The sequence below is a fragment of the Rhizobium rhizoryzae genome (assembly GCF_011046895.1).
In the GTDB taxonomy this organism is placed as follows: domain Bacteria; phylum Pseudomonadota; class Alphaproteobacteria; order Rhizobiales; family Rhizobiaceae; genus Neorhizobium; species Neorhizobium rhizoryzae.
In genome coordinates this window covers 1,614,240-1,630,686 of sequence record NZ_CP049250.1, presented here as the reverse complement: position 1 = coordinate 1,630,686, position 16,447 = coordinate 1,614,240, and the positions used below count along the sequence as shown (strand labels likewise).

Annotated in this window: 17 protein-coding genes; 6 read left to right on the top strand and 11 right to left on the bottom strand. The window is 58.0% G+C overall.

All coding sequences use genetic code 11. From position 1 onward, the window contains the following. Positions 1 to 23: 23 nt before the first annotated feature. Positions 24 to 1,868, bottom strand: a complete 1,845-nt coding sequence (locus tag G6N80_RS13850) for an ABC transporter ATP-binding protein (RefSeq protein ID WP_062555819.1) — start codon at positions 1,866 to 1,868, stop codon at positions 24 to 26. 27 nt (positions 1,869 to 1,895) lie between these two features. Then, positions 1,896 to 3,059 carry a M20 aminoacylase family protein gene (locus G6N80_RS13845; RefSeq protein ID WP_062555820.1) on the bottom strand — a complete coding sequence of 388 codons (1,164 nt, stop codon included), beginning with the start codon at positions 3,057 to 3,059 and terminating at the stop codon, positions 1,896 to 1,898. A gap of 316 nt (positions 3,060 to 3,375) precedes the next feature. On the opposite strand from G6N80_RS13845, the gene G6N80_RS13840 reads away from it, so the two are divergent. From G6N80_RS13840 to G6N80_RS13830, 3 genes are all read left to right on the top strand, one after another. Continuing rightward, complete coding sequence (locus G6N80_RS13840; protein ID WP_062555821.1) at positions 3,376 to 5,079, top strand: peptide ABC transporter substrate-binding protein; 1,704 nt, start codon at positions 3,376 to 3,378, stop codon at positions 5,077 to 5,079. A gap of 74 nt (positions 5,080 to 5,153) precedes the next feature. After that, a complete protein-coding gene (locus tag G6N80_RS13835; RefSeq protein ID WP_062555822.1) occupies positions 5,154 to 6,164 on the top strand; it encodes an ABC transporter permease in 1,011 nt (336 codons plus the stop codon). Beyond that, positions 6,157 to 7,077: an ABC transporter permease gene (locus G6N80_RS13830; RefSeq protein WP_062555823.1), complete on the top strand. Its 921-nt coding sequence runs from the start codon at positions 6,157 to 6,159 to the stop codon at positions 7,075 to 7,077. Before G6N80_RS13835 ends, G6N80_RS13830 begins: the two co-directional genes overlap by 8 nt. A gap of 311 nt (positions 7,078 to 7,388) precedes the next feature. On the opposite strand, the gene G6N80_RS13825 is transcribed toward G6N80_RS13830, so the two are convergent. Beyond that, on the bottom strand, positions 7,389 to 8,399 hold the full coding sequence (locus G6N80_RS13825) for a sensor histidine kinase (protein WP_062555824.1): 1,011 nt from the start codon (positions 8,397 to 8,399) through the stop codon (positions 7,389 to 7,391). A gap of 310 nt (positions 8,400 to 8,709) precedes the next feature. Continuing rightward, positions 8,710 to 9,504, bottom strand: coding sequence for a response regulator (locus tag G6N80_RS13820; RefSeq protein ID WP_165134569.1), 795 nt, complete (start codon positions 9,502 to 9,504; stop codon positions 8,710 to 8,712). 169 nt (positions 9,505 to 9,673) lie between these two features. Between G6N80_RS13820 and G6N80_RS13815 the strand changes: the two genes are divergently transcribed. Both G6N80_RS13815 and G6N80_RS13810 read left to right on the top strand, forming a co-directional pair. Beyond that, the gene (locus tag G6N80_RS13815; protein WP_062555977.1) at positions 9,674 to 9,856 is read left to right on the top strand and encodes a NepR family anti-sigma factor; all 183 of its coding nucleotides are present in this window, start codon (positions 9,674 to 9,676) and stop codon (positions 9,854 to 9,856) included. After that, positions 9,853 to 10,419, top strand: coding sequence for an RNA polymerase sigma factor (locus G6N80_RS13810; protein ID WP_062555826.1), 567 nt, complete (start codon positions 9,853 to 9,855; stop codon positions 10,417 to 10,419). The genes G6N80_RS13815 and G6N80_RS13810 overlap by 4 nt, the downstream gene beginning before the upstream one ends. Here G6N80_RS13810 and G6N80_RS13805 read toward each other — a convergent pair. After that, positions 10,416 to 10,922, bottom strand: a complete 507-nt coding sequence (locus tag G6N80_RS13805) for a response regulator (RefSeq protein WP_156379264.1) — start codon at positions 10,920 to 10,922, stop codon at positions 10,416 to 10,418. The genes G6N80_RS13810 and G6N80_RS13805 overlap by 4 nt on opposite strands. Before the next feature lie 86 nt (positions 10,923 to 11,008). On the opposite strand from G6N80_RS13805, the gene G6N80_RS13800 reads away from it, so the two are divergent. After that, the gene (locus G6N80_RS13800) at positions 11,009 to 11,662 is read left to right on the top strand and encodes a Crp/Fnr family transcriptional regulator (RefSeq protein ID WP_376748558.1); all 654 of its coding nucleotides are present in this window, start codon (positions 11,009 to 11,011) and stop codon (positions 11,660 to 11,662) included. Between the two features lie 75 nt (positions 11,663 to 11,737). Here G6N80_RS13800 and G6N80_RS13795 read toward each other — a convergent pair whose 3' ends face one another. The 6 genes from G6N80_RS13795 to G6N80_RS13770 form a co-directional block, all read right to left on the bottom strand. After that, the gene (locus G6N80_RS13795) at positions 11,738 to 12,250 is read right to left on the bottom strand and encodes a Dps family protein (protein ID WP_062555829.1); all 513 of its coding nucleotides are present in this window, start codon (positions 12,248 to 12,250) and stop codon (positions 11,738 to 11,740) included. Positions 12,251 to 12,276: 26 nt separating this feature from the next. Continuing rightward, the gene (locus G6N80_RS13790) at positions 12,277 to 12,720 is read right to left on the bottom strand and encodes a hypothetical protein (protein ID WP_165134566.1); all 444 of its coding nucleotides are present in this window, start codon (positions 12,718 to 12,720) and stop codon (positions 12,277 to 12,279) included. A 1-nt stretch (position 12,721) separates the two neighbouring features. Next, on the bottom strand, positions 12,722 to 13,048 hold the full coding sequence (locus G6N80_RS13785; RefSeq protein WP_244484783.1) for an ElaB/YgaM/YqjD family protein: 327 nt from the start codon (positions 13,046 to 13,048) through the stop codon (positions 12,722 to 12,724). 206 nt (positions 13,049 to 13,254) lie between these two features. Beyond that, entirely contained in the window at positions 13,255 to 14,649 is a 1,395-nt protein-coding gene (locus tag G6N80_RS13780) for an amidase (RefSeq protein WP_165134563.1), read from the bottom strand. A gap of 23 nt (positions 14,650 to 14,672) precedes the next feature. Continuing rightward, entirely contained in the window at positions 14,673 to 15,491 is an 819-nt protein-coding gene (locus tag G6N80_RS13775; RefSeq protein WP_062555833.1) for an ABC transporter permease, read from the bottom strand. Continuing rightward, complete coding sequence (locus tag G6N80_RS13770) at positions 15,491 to 16,441, bottom strand: ABC transporter permease (RefSeq protein WP_165137073.1); 951 nt, start codon at positions 16,439 to 16,441, stop codon at positions 15,491 to 15,493. The genes G6N80_RS13775 and G6N80_RS13770 overlap by 1 nt, the downstream gene beginning before the upstream one ends. Between the last annotated feature and the right edge of the window lie 6 nt (positions 16,442 to 16,447).

Genomic DNA, 16,447 nt, shown 5'->3' with positions numbered 1-16,447 from the left:
TGCATCATTCTGAACAAGACGGATCAGTCGACTTGAACCAGGTGCCCCTCGGAAATCTCGCGATACTGGCGCACGGGCGGAACATATCCGGCCGGACGCACGGGGCTCTTGATCTCATCCGTGGACAGGTTGCGCTTGATGCTTCTGCGGGATGGATCCGGAACCGGGACCGCCGCCATGAGCTTTTTCGTGTAGGGGTGCTGGGGATTTTCAAAGACTGCCGCGCGCGGCCCGATCTCGACGATTTCACCCAAATACATCACCGCCACCCGATGGCTGACCCGCTCCACGACTGCCATGTCATGGCTGATGAACAGATAGGCCAGATTGAGACTTTGCTGCAAATCAAGCAACAGGTTGCATACCTGCGCCTTGATGGAGACATCGAGCGCGGACACCGCTTCATCGGCAACGATAACCTTCGGGTCGAGCATCAGCGCGCGCGCAATCGCGATGCGCTGCCGCTGACCACCGGAAAACTCGTGCGGATAGCGCCGCATCATGTCCGGTGAGAGCCCAACCTTGGCAAGAAGATCAGCAGCCTTGTCGCGAGCCTGAGCGGTTGTGCCAAGCTTATGCTCGATATACGGCTCCATAACCGCCGAACCAATGCTCATGCGCGGATTGAGGCTGGCGAACGGATCCTGGAAAACCATCTGGATCGAGCGGCGCATGGTGCGAAGCGTCGTCCTGTCGAGGCCCATGACATTGTAGCCATCGACCATCACCTGACCGGCTGTCGGCTCCACAAGACGGGTGACAGAGCGACCCGTGGTCGACTTGCCACAGCCCGATTCGCCCACCAGCGACAGTGTTTCTCCCTCGAACAACTGGAACGAAACCTTCTCGACCGCGTGGACGGCACCTGTCTGCCGGCCAAGGATCCCGGAGCGGATAGCAAAACGAGTGGTCAGATCCCGAACTTCGAGGATCGGGGTCTTCGTCTTGGCGACGGTATCGGTCACTTCGGCCAGTGGCTGGGCCTCGCCGGACTTAACGTCGATGATGGGGAAGCGCAGTGGCAGCTGCCGATCCTTCATCGAGCCCAGACGCGGAACGGCCGCCAGGAGCGCGCGCGTGTAGGGATGCTGGCCACGATGGAAGATGTCGTCCGTGGCACCCGTCTCCACCTGTTCGCCGCGGAACATGACGATGGTGCGGTCAGCGATTTCTGCAACGACCCCCATGTCATGCGTGATGAAGAGAACGGACATGCCCTCCTCATCCTGCAATTCCTTGATCAGATCCAGGATCTGACCCTGAATCGTCACGTCGAGTGCGGTCGTCGGCTCGTCGGCGATCAGAAGCTTTGGCTTCGAGGCGAGCGCCATGGCAATCATCACGCGTTGGCGCATACCGCCGGAAAACTGGTGCGGATACTCGTCGAAGCGGCCTTTCGCATTCGGGATTCGCACCTTTTCCAGAAGCCGGATAACCTCAGCCTTTGCCTCCGCCGCCGAGATGTTCTGATGCACCGTCAGGGCTTCGGCGATCTGCTTTCCGATCGGAAAGATCGGATTGAGGCTCGTCATCGGTTCCTGGAAGATCATTGAGATGTCATTGCCGCGAACCTGGCGCATCTCCTCTTCCGGCAGCGATAGCAATTCCTTGCCACCGAGAAGGACGCGGCCCTCGATCTTGCTGGAGACCTTTGGGAGAAGGCGCATGATGGAAAGAGAGGTCACGCTCTTGCCGGAGCCGGACTCACCAACGATCGCGACCGTTTCGCGCGGCGCAATCGAAAAGCTCATATTGCGCACGACCGACTTCCACTCGCCATTGACGCGGAAGGATGTGGTCAGGTTCTCGACAGTCAGGACCGGCTTTGCCACGCCGTTTTGCTGGGAACTTTCGGTAGAATTAGCCATGGAGTTTTCCTTGTGGTCTACCGCAGATCAGGCAGCGAGCTTGGTTTCGGCCAACGTCACCCAATAGCTTATGCCATAGGGAATGGCCTCGTCATTGAAGTCGTAGGCCGGGTGATGAAGATTGGCTCCCTCGCCTATTCCAAGGAAAATAAAGGCGCCCGGTCGGGCCTCCAGCATGTAGGAAAAATCCTCGGCGCCCATCTTTGGCGCCATCTCGGTTTCGACGCTCTTTTCGCCCGAAACATTGGCCGCGACTGATGCGGCAAAATCCGTTTCTTCCGCATGATTGACGGTGACCGGATAGCCGCGCACATAGTTGACCTCTGCAACCGCGCCATGGGCGAGTGCGGTTCCCTGCGCCACCTCGACCACGCGCTTGGCCGCCAGTTCGCGAACCTCTGGATCGAGCGTGCGCACGGTTCCCGTCAGCTTCACGTCCATCGGGATCACGTTGTAGGCGTCACCGCCGTGGACGGTGGTGACGGACACGACAACGGACTTCAGCGGATCCGTTTCGCGCGATGCGATCGATTGAAGTGCAACGATGACATAGGCCGAAGTCAGCACGGGATCGATGGAGAAATGCGGCTGCGCCGCGTGGCTCCCTTTGCCCTTGATGGTGATCTCGAACGTATCGGCCGCCGCCATGACGCCGCCCTTGCGAATGGCGAAATCGCCCAACGGAACCCCTGGCGTATTGTGCAGGCCGTAGACTTCCTTGATGCCGAATTTCTCCATCATGCCGTCCTGCACCATGGCAAGACCGCCGCCGCCGCCCTCTTCCGCTGGCTGGAAGATCACAGCGACGGAACCGGCAAAGCGGCGCGTCTCGCACAGATACTGCGCCGCCCCGAGAAGCATTGCCGTATGACCGTCATGCCCGCAGGAATGCGCCTTGCCGGGGACCTTGGAGGCCCATGGCTTGCCGGAACTTTCCAGAATGGGCAGCGCATCCATGTCCGCACGCATGCCGATGGTCGGCCCGTCGCCGAGCGTTCCCTTGATGATGCCCACGACACCGGTCTTGCCGATCCCGGTTTCCACAACGTCGCAACCGAAGGCCTTCAGCTTCTCCGCGACAAAAGCGGACGTCTTGAAAACATCGTACAAAAGCTCCGGATTTTCATGAAGATGACGACGCCAGCCGGCGACTTCTTCCTGCATTTCAGCGGCGCGATTGAGAACTGGCATGACTGCAACCTCATATAATTTCAGCTGTTTCCCTTATTGTTGACAGGGATATTGCGACGTAAGTGATAATAAATGCAAGCTTCAAATTTCATTCTTGAACGCTATTTGAGCTTGTGTTTAGATGGCTCAAAATTTGATCATATAGTCGTTCGGGATGGCGAAAACGTCGGCCGGATGAACGTCAAGGCGACGGGAGAAACACAAGAATTCATCATTCGGCTGGGAGGAAACAGCGGGATGTGAATGCGGCGCGACCGATAAGGTTGGCGTCGCGGCTATGGCAGCCATAATCAATTTAATCTTCAAGGGGAAAACAATGAAGAGAACAAAGATCCTGTTGGCAGGTACGGTGGCCGCATTGGCCTTTGCCAATGTCGCACATGCCCAGCGCGGGACGGACGGGGACTTGAAGATCCTGTTCTGGCAGGCTGTTTCCACCCTCAATCCATATCTTTCCGGTGGCACGAAGGAAGTTTACAGCGCCTCGCTCACGATCGAGCCTCTGGCGCGCTACGATGAAACCGGCAAGCTGACGCCGTGGCTCGTCACCGAGATTCCGACGGTCGACAATGGCGGCGTCGCCAAGGACATGAAGAGCATCACCTGGAAGCTGAAGCCAGGCGTGAAGTGGTCGGATGGCTCGGCCTTCACGGCAGAGGATGTGGTCTTCACCTGGCAGTACTGCACGGCGCCGGATGGTGGTTGCGCACAGAAGGCACAGTTCGAAGGCATCACCAAAGTCGAAGCGGTTGATCCTCTGACGGTCAAGGTCTCCTTCGCAGAACCGAAATACTATCCCTATGGTGCGTTTGTTGGCGCGCAGCAGCCGATCATCCAGAAGGCCCAGTTCAAGGATTGCGTCGGCGCCAAGGCTCCGGGCTGCACATCCGCGAACTTCGGCCCCATCGGCACCGGCCCCTTCGTCGTCAAGGAATTCAAGCCGAACGACGTCATCACCTTCACCGCCAACGCCAACTATCGCGATGCAGCCAAGCCTGCCTTTGCGTCTGTCACCCTGAAGGGCGGCGGCGATGCCGCATCTGCGGCCCGCGCGGTTCTGGAAACCGGCGAATATGACTACGCCTGGAACATGCAGGTTGAGCCGGAAGTCCTGGCGACCATGCTCAAGGCTGGAAAAGGCACGCTGGTGACGGCGTTCGGAACGCAGGTCGAGCGTATCAACCTGAACTGGACGAACCCTGATCCGAAGCTCGGCGACAAGCGTTCGACCGTCGAGGGCGGCAAGCATCCGGCACTCTCCGATCCGGCGGTTCGCAAGGCGCTGTCAATCGCCATCGACCGCGACATCATCGATGAAGCCGGTTACGGCGAAGCTGGAAAGCCGACCTGCAACATCGTTCCGGCCCCCGATGCCTATGTCTCGACCGCCAACGACTGGTGCCTGAAGCAGGACATCGAAGGCGCCAACAAACTTCTCGACCAGGCTGGCTGGAAGAAGGGTGGCGATGGCATTCGTGCCAAGGACGGCGTGAAGCTTTCCTTCCTCTACCAGACTTCCACCAACTCGGTTCGCCAGGGCACGCAGGCGCTCGTCAAGGATTGGTGGCAGCAGATCGGTGTCGCATCCGAACTGCGCAACGTCTCGGCCTCCGTCTTCTTCGGCGGCGACCCGGCAAGCCCGGATACCTTCCAGAAGTTCTATGCCGACGTGGAAATGTACACGAACAACTTCGACGGAACGGATCCGGAAAAGTATCTGGCAGAATGGCTGTGCAACAAGATCCCGTCTCCAGCCAACGGTTGGCAGGGTCAGAACATTCCGCGTTACTGCAACCCGGAATACGACAAGATCGTTGCCGAGCTTTCCAAGACGGCTGATCTCGGCAAGCGCGCCGAACTCGCCAAGAAGGCCAACGACATGCTGACCGCCGAGGGTGCGCATATCCCGCTCATCCATCGCGGCCAGATTTCGTCCCACTCGGTCAAGCTGAGCGGCGTGAAGATGAATGCTTGGGATTCCGAACTCTGGAATGCCGCAGACTGGTCTCGTAAGAAGTAATTGAGTGAAAGCGGGCCTCGTCCCTTGGGGGAGGCCCGCTTTTCCTTGCTCCAAAAGCGTCTGGAGACCGCCATATGTTTACCTATACGATCCGGCGACTTATGTTCGCCGTGCCGACGCTGCTTGTCATAAGTTTCGTCATTTTTGCGCTGCTTGATCTTGCGCCCAATGATCCGCTCGGCGACCTGCCGCTGACCATTCCGCCGGAAGTGCGTGAGCAGATCCGCGCCTCTATGGGTCTCGATCAACCTTTCCTCATCCGCTATCTCTTGTGGTTGAAGCAGTTCTTCATCAACGAGCCGCTCAACATCTTCGAACAGATGACCGGAATCACCGTGGGCGACGGCGAACGGATGCGCGTGCTCTCCTGGGCGACCCGCAGCCCGGTGGTCGACCTCATTGTACAACGTATGCCGCAAACCCTCTGGGTCGTCGGCATGGCCTATCTGTTCGGTGTGCTGATAGCGATACCAGTCGGCGTCATTTCCGCCTATCGCCAGTATTCGATCTTTGACCAGATCGGGACCTTCGTCACCATGGTCGGCTATTCGGTGCCAACCTTCTTTACCGGCGTCGTGCTGATCGTCATCTTCTCTTCCTACCTGCAATGGTTTCCGTCGATCTACGACACCAATCTGGTCGTCAACGACTGGTCGAGCTTCGTCCAGCAGGTCAAGCAGATGGTTCTGCCGGTCACGGTTCTGGCGCTCTATAACGCCTCCCAGATTGCTCGCTTCGTTCGCGCCTCCATGCTGGACAATCTCAGCCAGGATTACGTGCGTACGGCGCGTGCGAAAGGCGTCAAGGAAAAGGCGGTCCTTCTTGTGCACGTCCTGCGCAACAGCTTGATCCCGGTGGTGACGGTCATCGCGCTGGGCGTTCCGACCATTTTCTCCGGCGCCATCATCACCGAGCAGATCTTCCGTGTGAACGGGCTCGGCCAATTGCTGATCACAGCGGTTCAGGGGGCAGACATTCCACTGGTACAGACCCTCACCTTCATATTCGCGGTCCTGATCGTGCTGTTCAACCTCATTGCCGATGTTCTCTACGGCATCCTTGATCCGAGGATTCGCTATGACTGATGCCGTCATCAACCAGCCCGTGACCGCAAAGGCTGAGATCGAGACACCGTCCATCCTGTTCTGGAGAAAGTTTCGAAAGCACAAGGGTGGCGTGGCCGGCCTGATTGTCTTCGCCTTCATCCTGCTTGTCGTCTATGTCGGTCCTTTCATTCACACGATAGATCCGAACAAAATCGACATCCGCGCAAAAAACCAGGGGCCTTCCTGGAAGCACCCGTTCGGCACGGACAATCTCGGCCATGACATGCTGGCACAGGTCATGGCAGGCGGGCAGATCTCGCTCGCCGTGGGATTGACTGCGATGCTGCTTGCCTTGCTGCTTGGCACGCTGGTCGGCGTCCTGTCGGGTTATTTCCGCAAGCTCGATGGCCCCTTGATGCGTCTGACGGACCTTTTCCTGGCGCTACCGCTTCTGCCGCTCCTGCTCGTCATCATCATGCTGTTTCGCGATACTCTTCGTGCAGCATTCGGACCGGAGACCGGCATTTTCATCCTGATCGTCTTCGTCATCGGCGTGACGAGCTGGATGCACACAGCCCGTATCGTTCGTGGCGACGTGCTTGCAGTAAAGAGCCAGGAATTCATCATCGCCGCGAAGAGCAGCGGCATGAGGGAATCCCGCATCGTTCTGCGCCATATCCTGCCGAACGTGCTCAGTTCCATCATGGTTTCGGCAACGCTTGGCATCGCGGCTGCGATTATCACCGAGTCTGCGCTATCCTTCCTCGGTCTCGGTTTTCCGTCCGACTTCCCGACATGGGGCCGTCTTTTGTTTGACGGGGCGAACTTCCTGCAGTTGACGCCGTCGCGTGTCTTCTGGCCAGGGCTCGCGATTTCCCTGACCGTGCTCAGCGTCAACTATGTAGGCGATGCGGTGCGAGACGCGCTGGATCCGAGAACGCAGGCTCGTTGAGCCGAGCCTGGACGGTGCCCCGGTGAGCCGGGGCATCTGCATCCAGCAACCAGAAAATCTTTTTTTGATTTTTCTGGCAACGGACGGAACCTTCTTCGGGCAGGCCCGTTATTGATGTATCTGGAAGCGCCCCCGTCCCCCGCCCTTCAAAGCTTCCGGATACCTCTTCATCCCCCTCGAAGAGACCCAACGGTCTTGGCTTCTGTAAAAAGAAACCAAGACCGTTTCTTTTTGTGCTTAGCGCAAAAGTGCGACCAGCCAGACACCTCAGAAGCGTTACACCTGCGGCTCCTCGATAATGATCGAGGTGATTATTCGGACGCGTGTTCCAGAGGGAAGACAAGGCTGTAGCTGATGCGATCCGGCGTGATGGCATAGCGTGCCTTGCCGTTGACGGAAGCAGGTACCACCCGCTCCAGGACAGTACTGCCAAAATTCGCCTTCAGGCTGCTGTTGTCCCTTCCCTCGATATGGCGCACGGGATTGGGCAGTCCTTCCTCCCAGCGTACCTCGAGCGAATCCTGACCGTTTGCCTGCACGCGTTGGCAGGTGACCATAATGGCTCGGCCACTTTTCGAAAGGGATCCGTGACTGACCGCATTGACGATCAACTCATGCAGCGCCAGACCGAGATGCAACGAAGCATTCGGGCTCAACAGGACATTATCACCGCTGACTTTGATCAGGTGCGCATTCTCGGGAAGATACTTCTCAGTCTGCTGCTGAACCAGTTCGTAAAAATACGCCCCACGCCAGCTTGAATCCGTGATCAGATCCTGGGACTGCGAAAGCGAATAAAGCCGCCCCCGGAACTTGTTGAGAAATACATCCAGCGTCACGGAATAGCGTGCGGTCTGCAGCGCGATACTCTGAATGATGGCCAGCAGATTCTTGGAGCGGTGGCTGACTTCACGCAGCAGCGCTCGAAGAAGCCGCTCTCGATGGCGTTCCTCCGATCGGTCAATGATCGTCGTCACAAGATGGATGCCGCCTTCTGCGGTGGAAATTGCCTGAACCCTGAATTCGTAGACCTCATCGGAGTTCACAGTGAACTCGAGATGTCCCTTCTGGCCATGCTCGGTGATGCCATCTTTCAGCAGCTTCAGCTTTGCTGCAATTTCCTCACCGAACAGGCTGATATCGGTTGGTGCATCGGTTAGCGCCTGCGACCAGGCATCCGGGAGGTTGGTGACAAAAATATAACGACGCTGGAGATCCTGGATCGTAACGCTCGCGCCGAGATCCAGGAGAGCGGGCATGAAGAAATCGCGTAACGCCTCACCGCTTTCACCAGCTTGTTGCCATGTCAGCTGATGCGACAATTAATTGCTCCGCCCTGATCTGCGATACCGGCAAAATACGCGTCTTTGCATATTAGACCGTTGCTAGCCCCTTATAGGCGGCAAGTCGACCGGTCTCAACCCGATACGCTATTAATTTCTACTCTCATAAACCAAACAGCCGGACGTGTATCCGGGCCGGACCATTCGGTGATCGATATTTGAAGTCTGTTGCTTGACCCGCGTCACACATACCGGGGGCATCTGTGAAATAGGCGACGGCTGAACGCTCAACCGTCGCCTTGGTTCCAGACGGAACCGGATTATCAACGCGTATCACAAGCTGGCCCGCTCACGCGGCAGCCTTGACGGCCTCATTGAAGAAGAGAGCCTGGCTGATCAAGGCTTTGACCATGTCAGGGTTGAACGGCTTGGTCACCAGGAAGGCTGGCTCCGGCCGCTCACCTGTCAGCAGGCGCTCCGGAAACGCGGTAATGAAGATGACCGGGACACTGGAGGTTTTCAGAATTTCATTCACGGCATCAATGCCGGAACTGCCGTCTGCCAGCTGGATATCGGCCAGAACCATTTTTGGGCTGGAGCTCTGGAAGAGGGCAACAGCTTCTTTGTGCGTGCGGGCAATGCCAGTTACGCGATGGCCGAGATCTTGGACCATCTGCTCGATGTCGAGCGCGATCAACGGCTCGTCTTCGATGATCATGATATCTGTCGCAACCTGACGCGAGATCTCGCGCGATGCTTCATCCAGCAGACGCGTGACCTCGTTGACGTCAACGTCCAGGATTTCCGCGGTTTCTTCAAGCGTAAAGCCTTCGACCGAAATCAGCAGAAATGCATGGCGTGCTTGTGACGGAAGCGACGCAAGGTTGGCAACGGCACGCTGCTCCCATGCGAAGGGCGACTCGATCGGACGGATCTCGATTGCAGTGGAACCAAAGATTGCGACGAAAAGTTTATACAGCGAAACGCGGTCCTTTGAACTTTCCGGAAAGATGGAAATATCGGCAATCAAAGCTTCCAGGACCGCCGCGACATATGCGTCTCCCGAGGTCTGCGAACCGGTCACGGCGCGGGCGTAACGGCGCAGATAAGGAAGGTGGGACGCAACGCGAGTGGTAAGTGACATTCAGAATCTCCCCTGATGCCCAGTGGGCAATGAACGTGGTATCAACGGTAACCCAGAAAAAAAGTTCCGTCTTTAGGGAACTTTTTTTATTCAAGCGCATTTTCAACAGACGATACCGCAACAGGCTGCCTGCGTGATGAGTGAAGACGAAACCAGAAACAAAGAGAAGATGAACACACCACAATCGAGCAACTTCCGGCCGGGCGCCATGCTCCCGAACGCTTCGATTTCACGCAAATTGCGGGAATTCTATGATGCGGTTCAGGAAGAAGGGATTCCGGATCGCTTCCTCGATCTCTTGGAGCGCCTCGAAGAGGCGGAAAAGAGTGCAAAATCGGTGAATGCGAAATGACCACGGATCAAGAAAACGACGATCGCGCTTTCAAGCGAGACCTACTGGCCTCCCTGCCGAACCTGCGTGCCTTCGCGGTTTCGCTGACCGGACGCCACGACAAGGCTGATGATCTGGTGCAGGACACCATCATGAAGGCCTGGGCGAACCAGAAGAGCTTTACTGCGGGCACGAATATGCGCGCCTGGCTCTTCACGATTCTTCGCAACGAATTTTACAGCCAGATGCGCAAGCGTGGCCGTGAAGTGCAGGATAGTGATGGGCTGTTCAGCGAGCGGTTCTCGGTGCATCCTGAACAGTATGGCCGTCTGGATCTGCAGGACTTCCGCAAGGCGCTGGATACTTTGCCGGACGATCAGCGTGAAGCCATCATTCTGGTGGGCGCTGCAGGCTTTGCCTATGAAGAAGCGGCGACGATCTGCGGCTGTGCCGTCGGTACGATCAAAAGCCGTGTCTCGCGCGCCCGCACAAGGCTTCAGGAAATTCTGGGTGTTTCCGGCGAGGGCGATTTCGGTCCCGATCCCGGTGACGCCGCCATCACTGCCAGAGCCTTCGGGAGCTAAGGCCGCTTCGCGCCAGCATAAACGTCCTGCACCACCTCTACCAATCTCTCATCATCGAACGGTTTCAACACAACAGGAATTCCCTGAAATCCGGGAACTCCTGAACGGTGACGGCTGTCCACGGACGTAAAAACGAATCCAGCGCCCGCCTCCCGCAGGCGCTGGATTCTCCCCCATAGAACCTCTGTTACAAAATCGATGTCAATCAACATGACATCGAATGCCCCTTCCATAAGCAAGGTATCGAGATCGCGCGGCATGGCAATCGTAACGCGGCACCCGAATGCCTCTCCTAGAACCTGTTCGGCTTCCATAGCCACCAGATAGTGTGTATCGATGACCAGAAAGTGCACGCGAATTTCCCGGATGGTGAAACCAAGGAAAGCCATAGAACATTCATGGAACGGTGGGTCATTTAAAAAAGACATAGCGGCAGTCAGTTTTTCTTCTATTGTCTTTTTCCCATGCCAAAAATCGGTCCGCCATGGCTCAAAGCAAATCATTCGCTCCTGTCCGCATCCCCTGTGAACTCTGTCCGTTACGTGCTCGGGAAACATTCCGTGATTTTGATTCGACCGAACTCGGGTTCGTGTCCTCCTTCAAGATTGCAGAACTTCTCCTTGAACCGGGAACGACGATCATCGACGAAGGCCAGCGCCACCCACAGCTCTACACGGCTCTCGCAGGATGGGGCTTCCGCTACAAAATCCTGGAGGACGGGCGACGGCAGATCCTGAACTACGTGCTGCCCGGGGACCTGATCGGTCTCCAGGGAAACCTGATGTCGGAAATGCTGCATTCAGTCGAAGCGCTGACGAAGATGACCCTCTGTGTCTTCGAGCGCGAACGCCTGACCTCTCTATTTCAGAACCATCCCTCGCTGGCCTATGACCTCACCTGGATTGCCTCGCGCGAGGAATCCATTCTGGATGAACATCTTCTCTCCGTCGGGCGCCGCACGGCTCTGGAGCGCGCGGCCTATCTTCTCGCCTTCCTGGATCACCGGGCTCAGGCAACCGGCGTTTTCCCCGAAGAGGGGCCGAAGGTTCTGCCCCTGACCCAGCAGCATGTTGCCGATACACTCGGACTGTCGCTCGTCCACACGAACAAGACTTTGAGGCGCCTGTCGGATGCGGGTGTCGTGCGCTGGCTGGATCGCGGCTCGGAGGTTCTGGAGCGCGGCAAGCTCTTCGATATCGCAGGTTGGCAACCCTCTGTCGAAGGCATGCGCCCGTTCATCTGACTTGCTTCATCGGACATATTTCCCAAACGAAAAACGCCCCGAAACCGGGGCGCCTTCAGACCACTGGATGTGTCGTTATTCCGCGACGATTGCCCGCAGCATCCAGAGTGCCTTTTCATGGAATGTAAGGCGATCGGTCAGCATGTCTGCGGTTACCACATCGCCGGCTTCATCAGCCTTTTCCGCCGTGTCACGCATGACCTTGACGGCAGCCTCATGGTCGGCAACGAGGTCGTTGACCATGTCCACGGCCGTCAGCTTGCCAACTTCGTTTGCCTTTGGCGCAAACTGGGCTGCTTCGCCCAGCGTTGCCGGAGCAAGATGTCCCAGCGCGCGGATACGTTCCGCGATGATGTCCGATGCCTTGAACAGCGCATTATAGTGCTCTTCCGTCAGCTCGTGCAGCGGCTTGAACAGAGGGCCAACGACGTTCCAGTGGTAAACATGGCTCTTGATCGTCAGCCGATAGGTGGCAGCCAGAATATCGGACAAGCTCTTTGCAGCCTGCGCCCGGTATTTCGTTTCCAGCCCAATGTTGATCTCTTCGTCGTGGGACTTGGGTTTAAGAACTGCAGATGCGTTTGCCATGTCATGGCTCCTCTGTTTGAGCTTGTTTAAGCGCTTGGGTCCGATGGATCGTTTCCACCGCCCAGAAGCTTCAATGCGATGAGGCCCACACCGCCCGATATGGCGGCGGCCATAAGCGGTTTCGATTTCACCAGCAGCGGCAGCGCTGAGACCGCCGCTGTCAACATCATGGCCCGGCTGCCTGCGGCTGCCTCGCGACGACGCTTTTCATCGGCCTTGTTCTTGATGGACACCGCCAGAAGAATAATCAGGACGATGAGCAGTGACCCACCTGCAACCGATGCAAGGGCATTTACCGGACCGATCTTGCGAGCGAGATAGACTGCAAGCGCTGCAATGCCGGTTCCATAGGCCGTCAGTGCAAAGAGTGCAGCGATGGCATAGAGAATGACATTGCGCTTGGTCCGCTGGGCGAAACCTCGCACATCCGACGTCAACAGCGAGGCCAGAAGAGGCGCAAGTGCACCCATGTTAGCGACGCGACAGAAGCGCGAACAGGAAGCCGATGCCGGCAGCGATTGCCACAGACTGAAGCGGCTTCGTGCGGATCTGGCGCTCGATATCCTTTTCGATCGACTGAAACTGCGCACGGGCAGAATCAAGAGCCTGTGCCGAAGCATCCATGGCCTCGTTCGAGGCACGACGCGCCTTGTACTTCAGGTCGTCAGCCTTGTTGGATCCGGCAGCGGCCACGGAACGGGCAAGTGCCGCAAGGTCTTCGCGAAGTTGCTGGAGCTGCTTTTCGATATCGCCTTCAGAACCGGTACGCGTGAAATCATTCGGTGAATTCATGGACATCATCATCTCCTGATAATTGAATAAGACCCGGAAAGCAGATCGGCTCTGGCGCCAATCGTCCCCCACTGCGACGAGCACCCCGCAGGCTCTCGTTTTCATGCCGTCAACGCCGATCTCTGCAATTTGTTCCCTACCGGACCGGGAACAAAAAAGCCTTGAGCGATGTCAATCGCTCAAGGCCTATGGTCTTCGCCGATGGAAGACTATCAGGCGGCGGGCGGCTCCGGCCAACGGGTGACACCCCCGCTCATGATCTCGAAGGCTCTCGACAAGCGAAGAACAAACTGATCGGCGAAACGTGGGCCGACGATCTGCATTCCGATCGGCATGCCGCTTTTGGAGAAACCGCAATTGATGGAGGATGCCGGCTGCTCCGACATGTTCCATGGCACGGTAAAGGCGATATGCTCGAACGGCAGCGCCGGATCATTGGTGGGTGACGCCCATTCCGCCGGATAAGAGACGATCGGATTTGTCGGCGAGATCACGGCATCGACAGTGGTAAACAGACGCCCGCAGGTCTTGCGCATTTCGATGGTCTGGTTGAAACCGCGCACGGCCTCCACACCGGATACTTCGGCGCCACGCTTCGCCCACTCGAAGATATAGGGCAGGATCTCGGCGTGCTTTTCTGGGCTCATGGTCTCGATGTCGCCCCAGAAGCGGGAACGCCAGAACTTGTCCAGACCGTCCAGCATGGCCCGCGTCAGAACGGGACCGACCGGTATGATCTCCGCGCCTGCCTGCTCGAACAGGCGTGCGGCAGCAATGATGGCATCCTTCACCTCTTCTTCCGCACCAATCCCGGTGCCGGCATCCAGCATCAAGCCGATCTTCAGGCCCTTGAGATCGATGTGGAAATCCAGCCAGTGGAAATCATTGGGCGGAAGGGATGTACCGTCGCGCCAGTCGGGACGCGAAAGCGGCTCCATCGCAATGGCGGAATCTTCAACACAACGGGTCATCGGCCCCGCGCAACGCCCGACATAATAGGGATCGACAGGAATACGGCCATGGCTGGGCTTGAAGCCGAAGAGACCTGTCCAGCCCGCAGGCAAGCGCACGGATCCTCCGATATCGGTGCCGATATGCAAAGGCCCGAAGGAGGCGGCACCGGCAGAGGCCGCACCGGCGCTGGATCCGCCGGGGTTCTTCGACAGATCCCACGGGTTGCGGCTCAAGGGATGAAAGCTGGAAAGGCCCGAAGACAACATTCCATAATCCGGACACGTGGTCTTGGCAAAAATCACCGCCCCATCTTCCCGGCAGCGGGCAGCAATTGGCGCGTCTTCCGCTGCCGGAACGAGATCGACTGCCTTTGTGCCAAGCGGAACCGGATCGCCCTTCGTGGCAATCAACTCCTTCAATGTCACCGGAATTCCATCCAGTACACCGAGGGTCTCGCCGCTCGCCCAGCGCTGCGTGGAGGCAGAAGCCTGCGCCCGCGCACTCTCGGGATTGTAGAGATAAAGCGCCTGAACATGAGGCTCGAAGGCTTCGATGCGCTCTTCCACCGCCTGCCAGTATTCCAGCGGAGAGAGTTTCCTGGCGGCATAGAGCTCGCGGATCTGCCGGATGGTCAGGCTCAGCAATTCATTCATGGCATTGTCTTTTCACTGTTTCGTCAAACATTGTCGCGCGGGTCGAGAAGATCACGAAGGCCATCGCCCAGCATGTTGAGGCCAAGCACCGCCAGCGCAATGGCGCTACCGGGCAGAAGCGCAAGCCATGGCGCCTGCCCCATGAAGGTCTGCGAATCCGAAAGCATGCGGCCCCAGGTAGGCGTTGGTGGCGGCATGCCCAGACCCAGAAAACTGAGGCCCGCTTCCGTCAGGATCGCCAGACCGAGCTGGATGGTGACTTGAACCAGAATCTGGTTGGTGATGTTCGGCAGCACATGCACATAGGTGATCTTGGCGCGATTTCGCCCCATGCTGACGGCGGCCATGACATAGTCACGCGTCCAGATCTGCCGCGCAGCGCTCAAGGTGACACGGGCGAACACGGGGACCATGAAGACCGCAATCGCAATGATGGCTGTGAACCGACCTGCCCCGATAAAGGCACCGAACAGCATGGCCGAGAGGATCGGCGGAATGGAAAAGATGATGTCGCAGGCGCGCATCACCACCGTTTCCGTCAGCCCCCGGATCGCAGCGACCGTGACCCCCACCAGGGTGCCGAGCGTCGCCCCGATCGCCACTGCAAGGAACGAGGTCGAAAGCGAGTTCCACGCTCCCACCATCAACATGGATGCCATGTCGCGCCCGAACTGGTCCGTGCCCAGAAGACCGTGCGCCAGCGGCGGCTTAAGCTTGTGCACGATCTGCATCTTCGTGGGCGCAAACGGCGTCCAGACAAGTGAAAGTAGTGCGATGGAGACGAGCAAAGCTGTGATGATGAGACCGGCGAGAAGTGTCGGGCGGCGCAGGATCTGTCGCATCAGCGCGCTCCTGCCCGCAATCGCGGGTCGATGAACAGATAGAGCATGTCGACGAGGAAGTTCATGACGATCACCAGACCGGCGAAGAACAGAATCACATTCTGCATCACCACCACGTCTCGCTGGGAAAGCGCCTGATAGGCAAGCCGCCCCAGGCCCGGCAGGTTGAACACGTTTTCCACCAGCACGGCCCCTGCAATCAGGAAGGTGAATTGCAATCCCAGAATGGTGACGACAGGCACCATGGCGTTTGGCACCGCATGCAGCCAGAGCGCAGTCCTTTCCGACAAGCCTTTGGAGCGGGCAGTGCGAACATAATCCTCGGACATGACCTCAAGAACGGAGGTGCGGGTGACCCGTGTCAGCACGCCCGCCTGCGGCAGAGCGAGCGCGATGGCAGGCAACAGAAGCGCCTTGAGGGATACCCAGAAACCTGCACTCCAGCCCGGAAATCCGCCCGCGGGCATCCAGCCGAGCGAAACTGAAAAGAGGAGGATCAACAACAGGCCGACCCAAAAGCCCGGAACGGCGATGAAGAGTTGCGAGACAACGCCCACGACATAGTCCAGGCCGCTGTTGCGTTTACCGGCAGACATCACGCCGAGCGGCAGTGCAAGGCTGATGGAGAGAAATACCGCAAGCAGGGCCAGCGGCACCGTCACCGCCAACCGTTCCGCAATCAAACCCGCGACCGGGACGCTGTAGGTGTAGGACGTTCCGAAATCGCCGCGTAGGGCCTGCTCCAGCCAGATCCCGTAGCGCGCCAGAAGCGGCTGATCGAGGCCCATCTGTTTCTGAAGCGCAGCCAGCGTTTCCGGCGTCGCCGAGGTGCCGAGCATGACAGACGCCGGGTCGCCTGGCAGAAGATCCATGACGAGAAAAATCAACGCCGAGACGATCAGGAGGGTAACGACAAGACCGGCGATGCGGCGGACGATGAGGGCAATCATATCCTG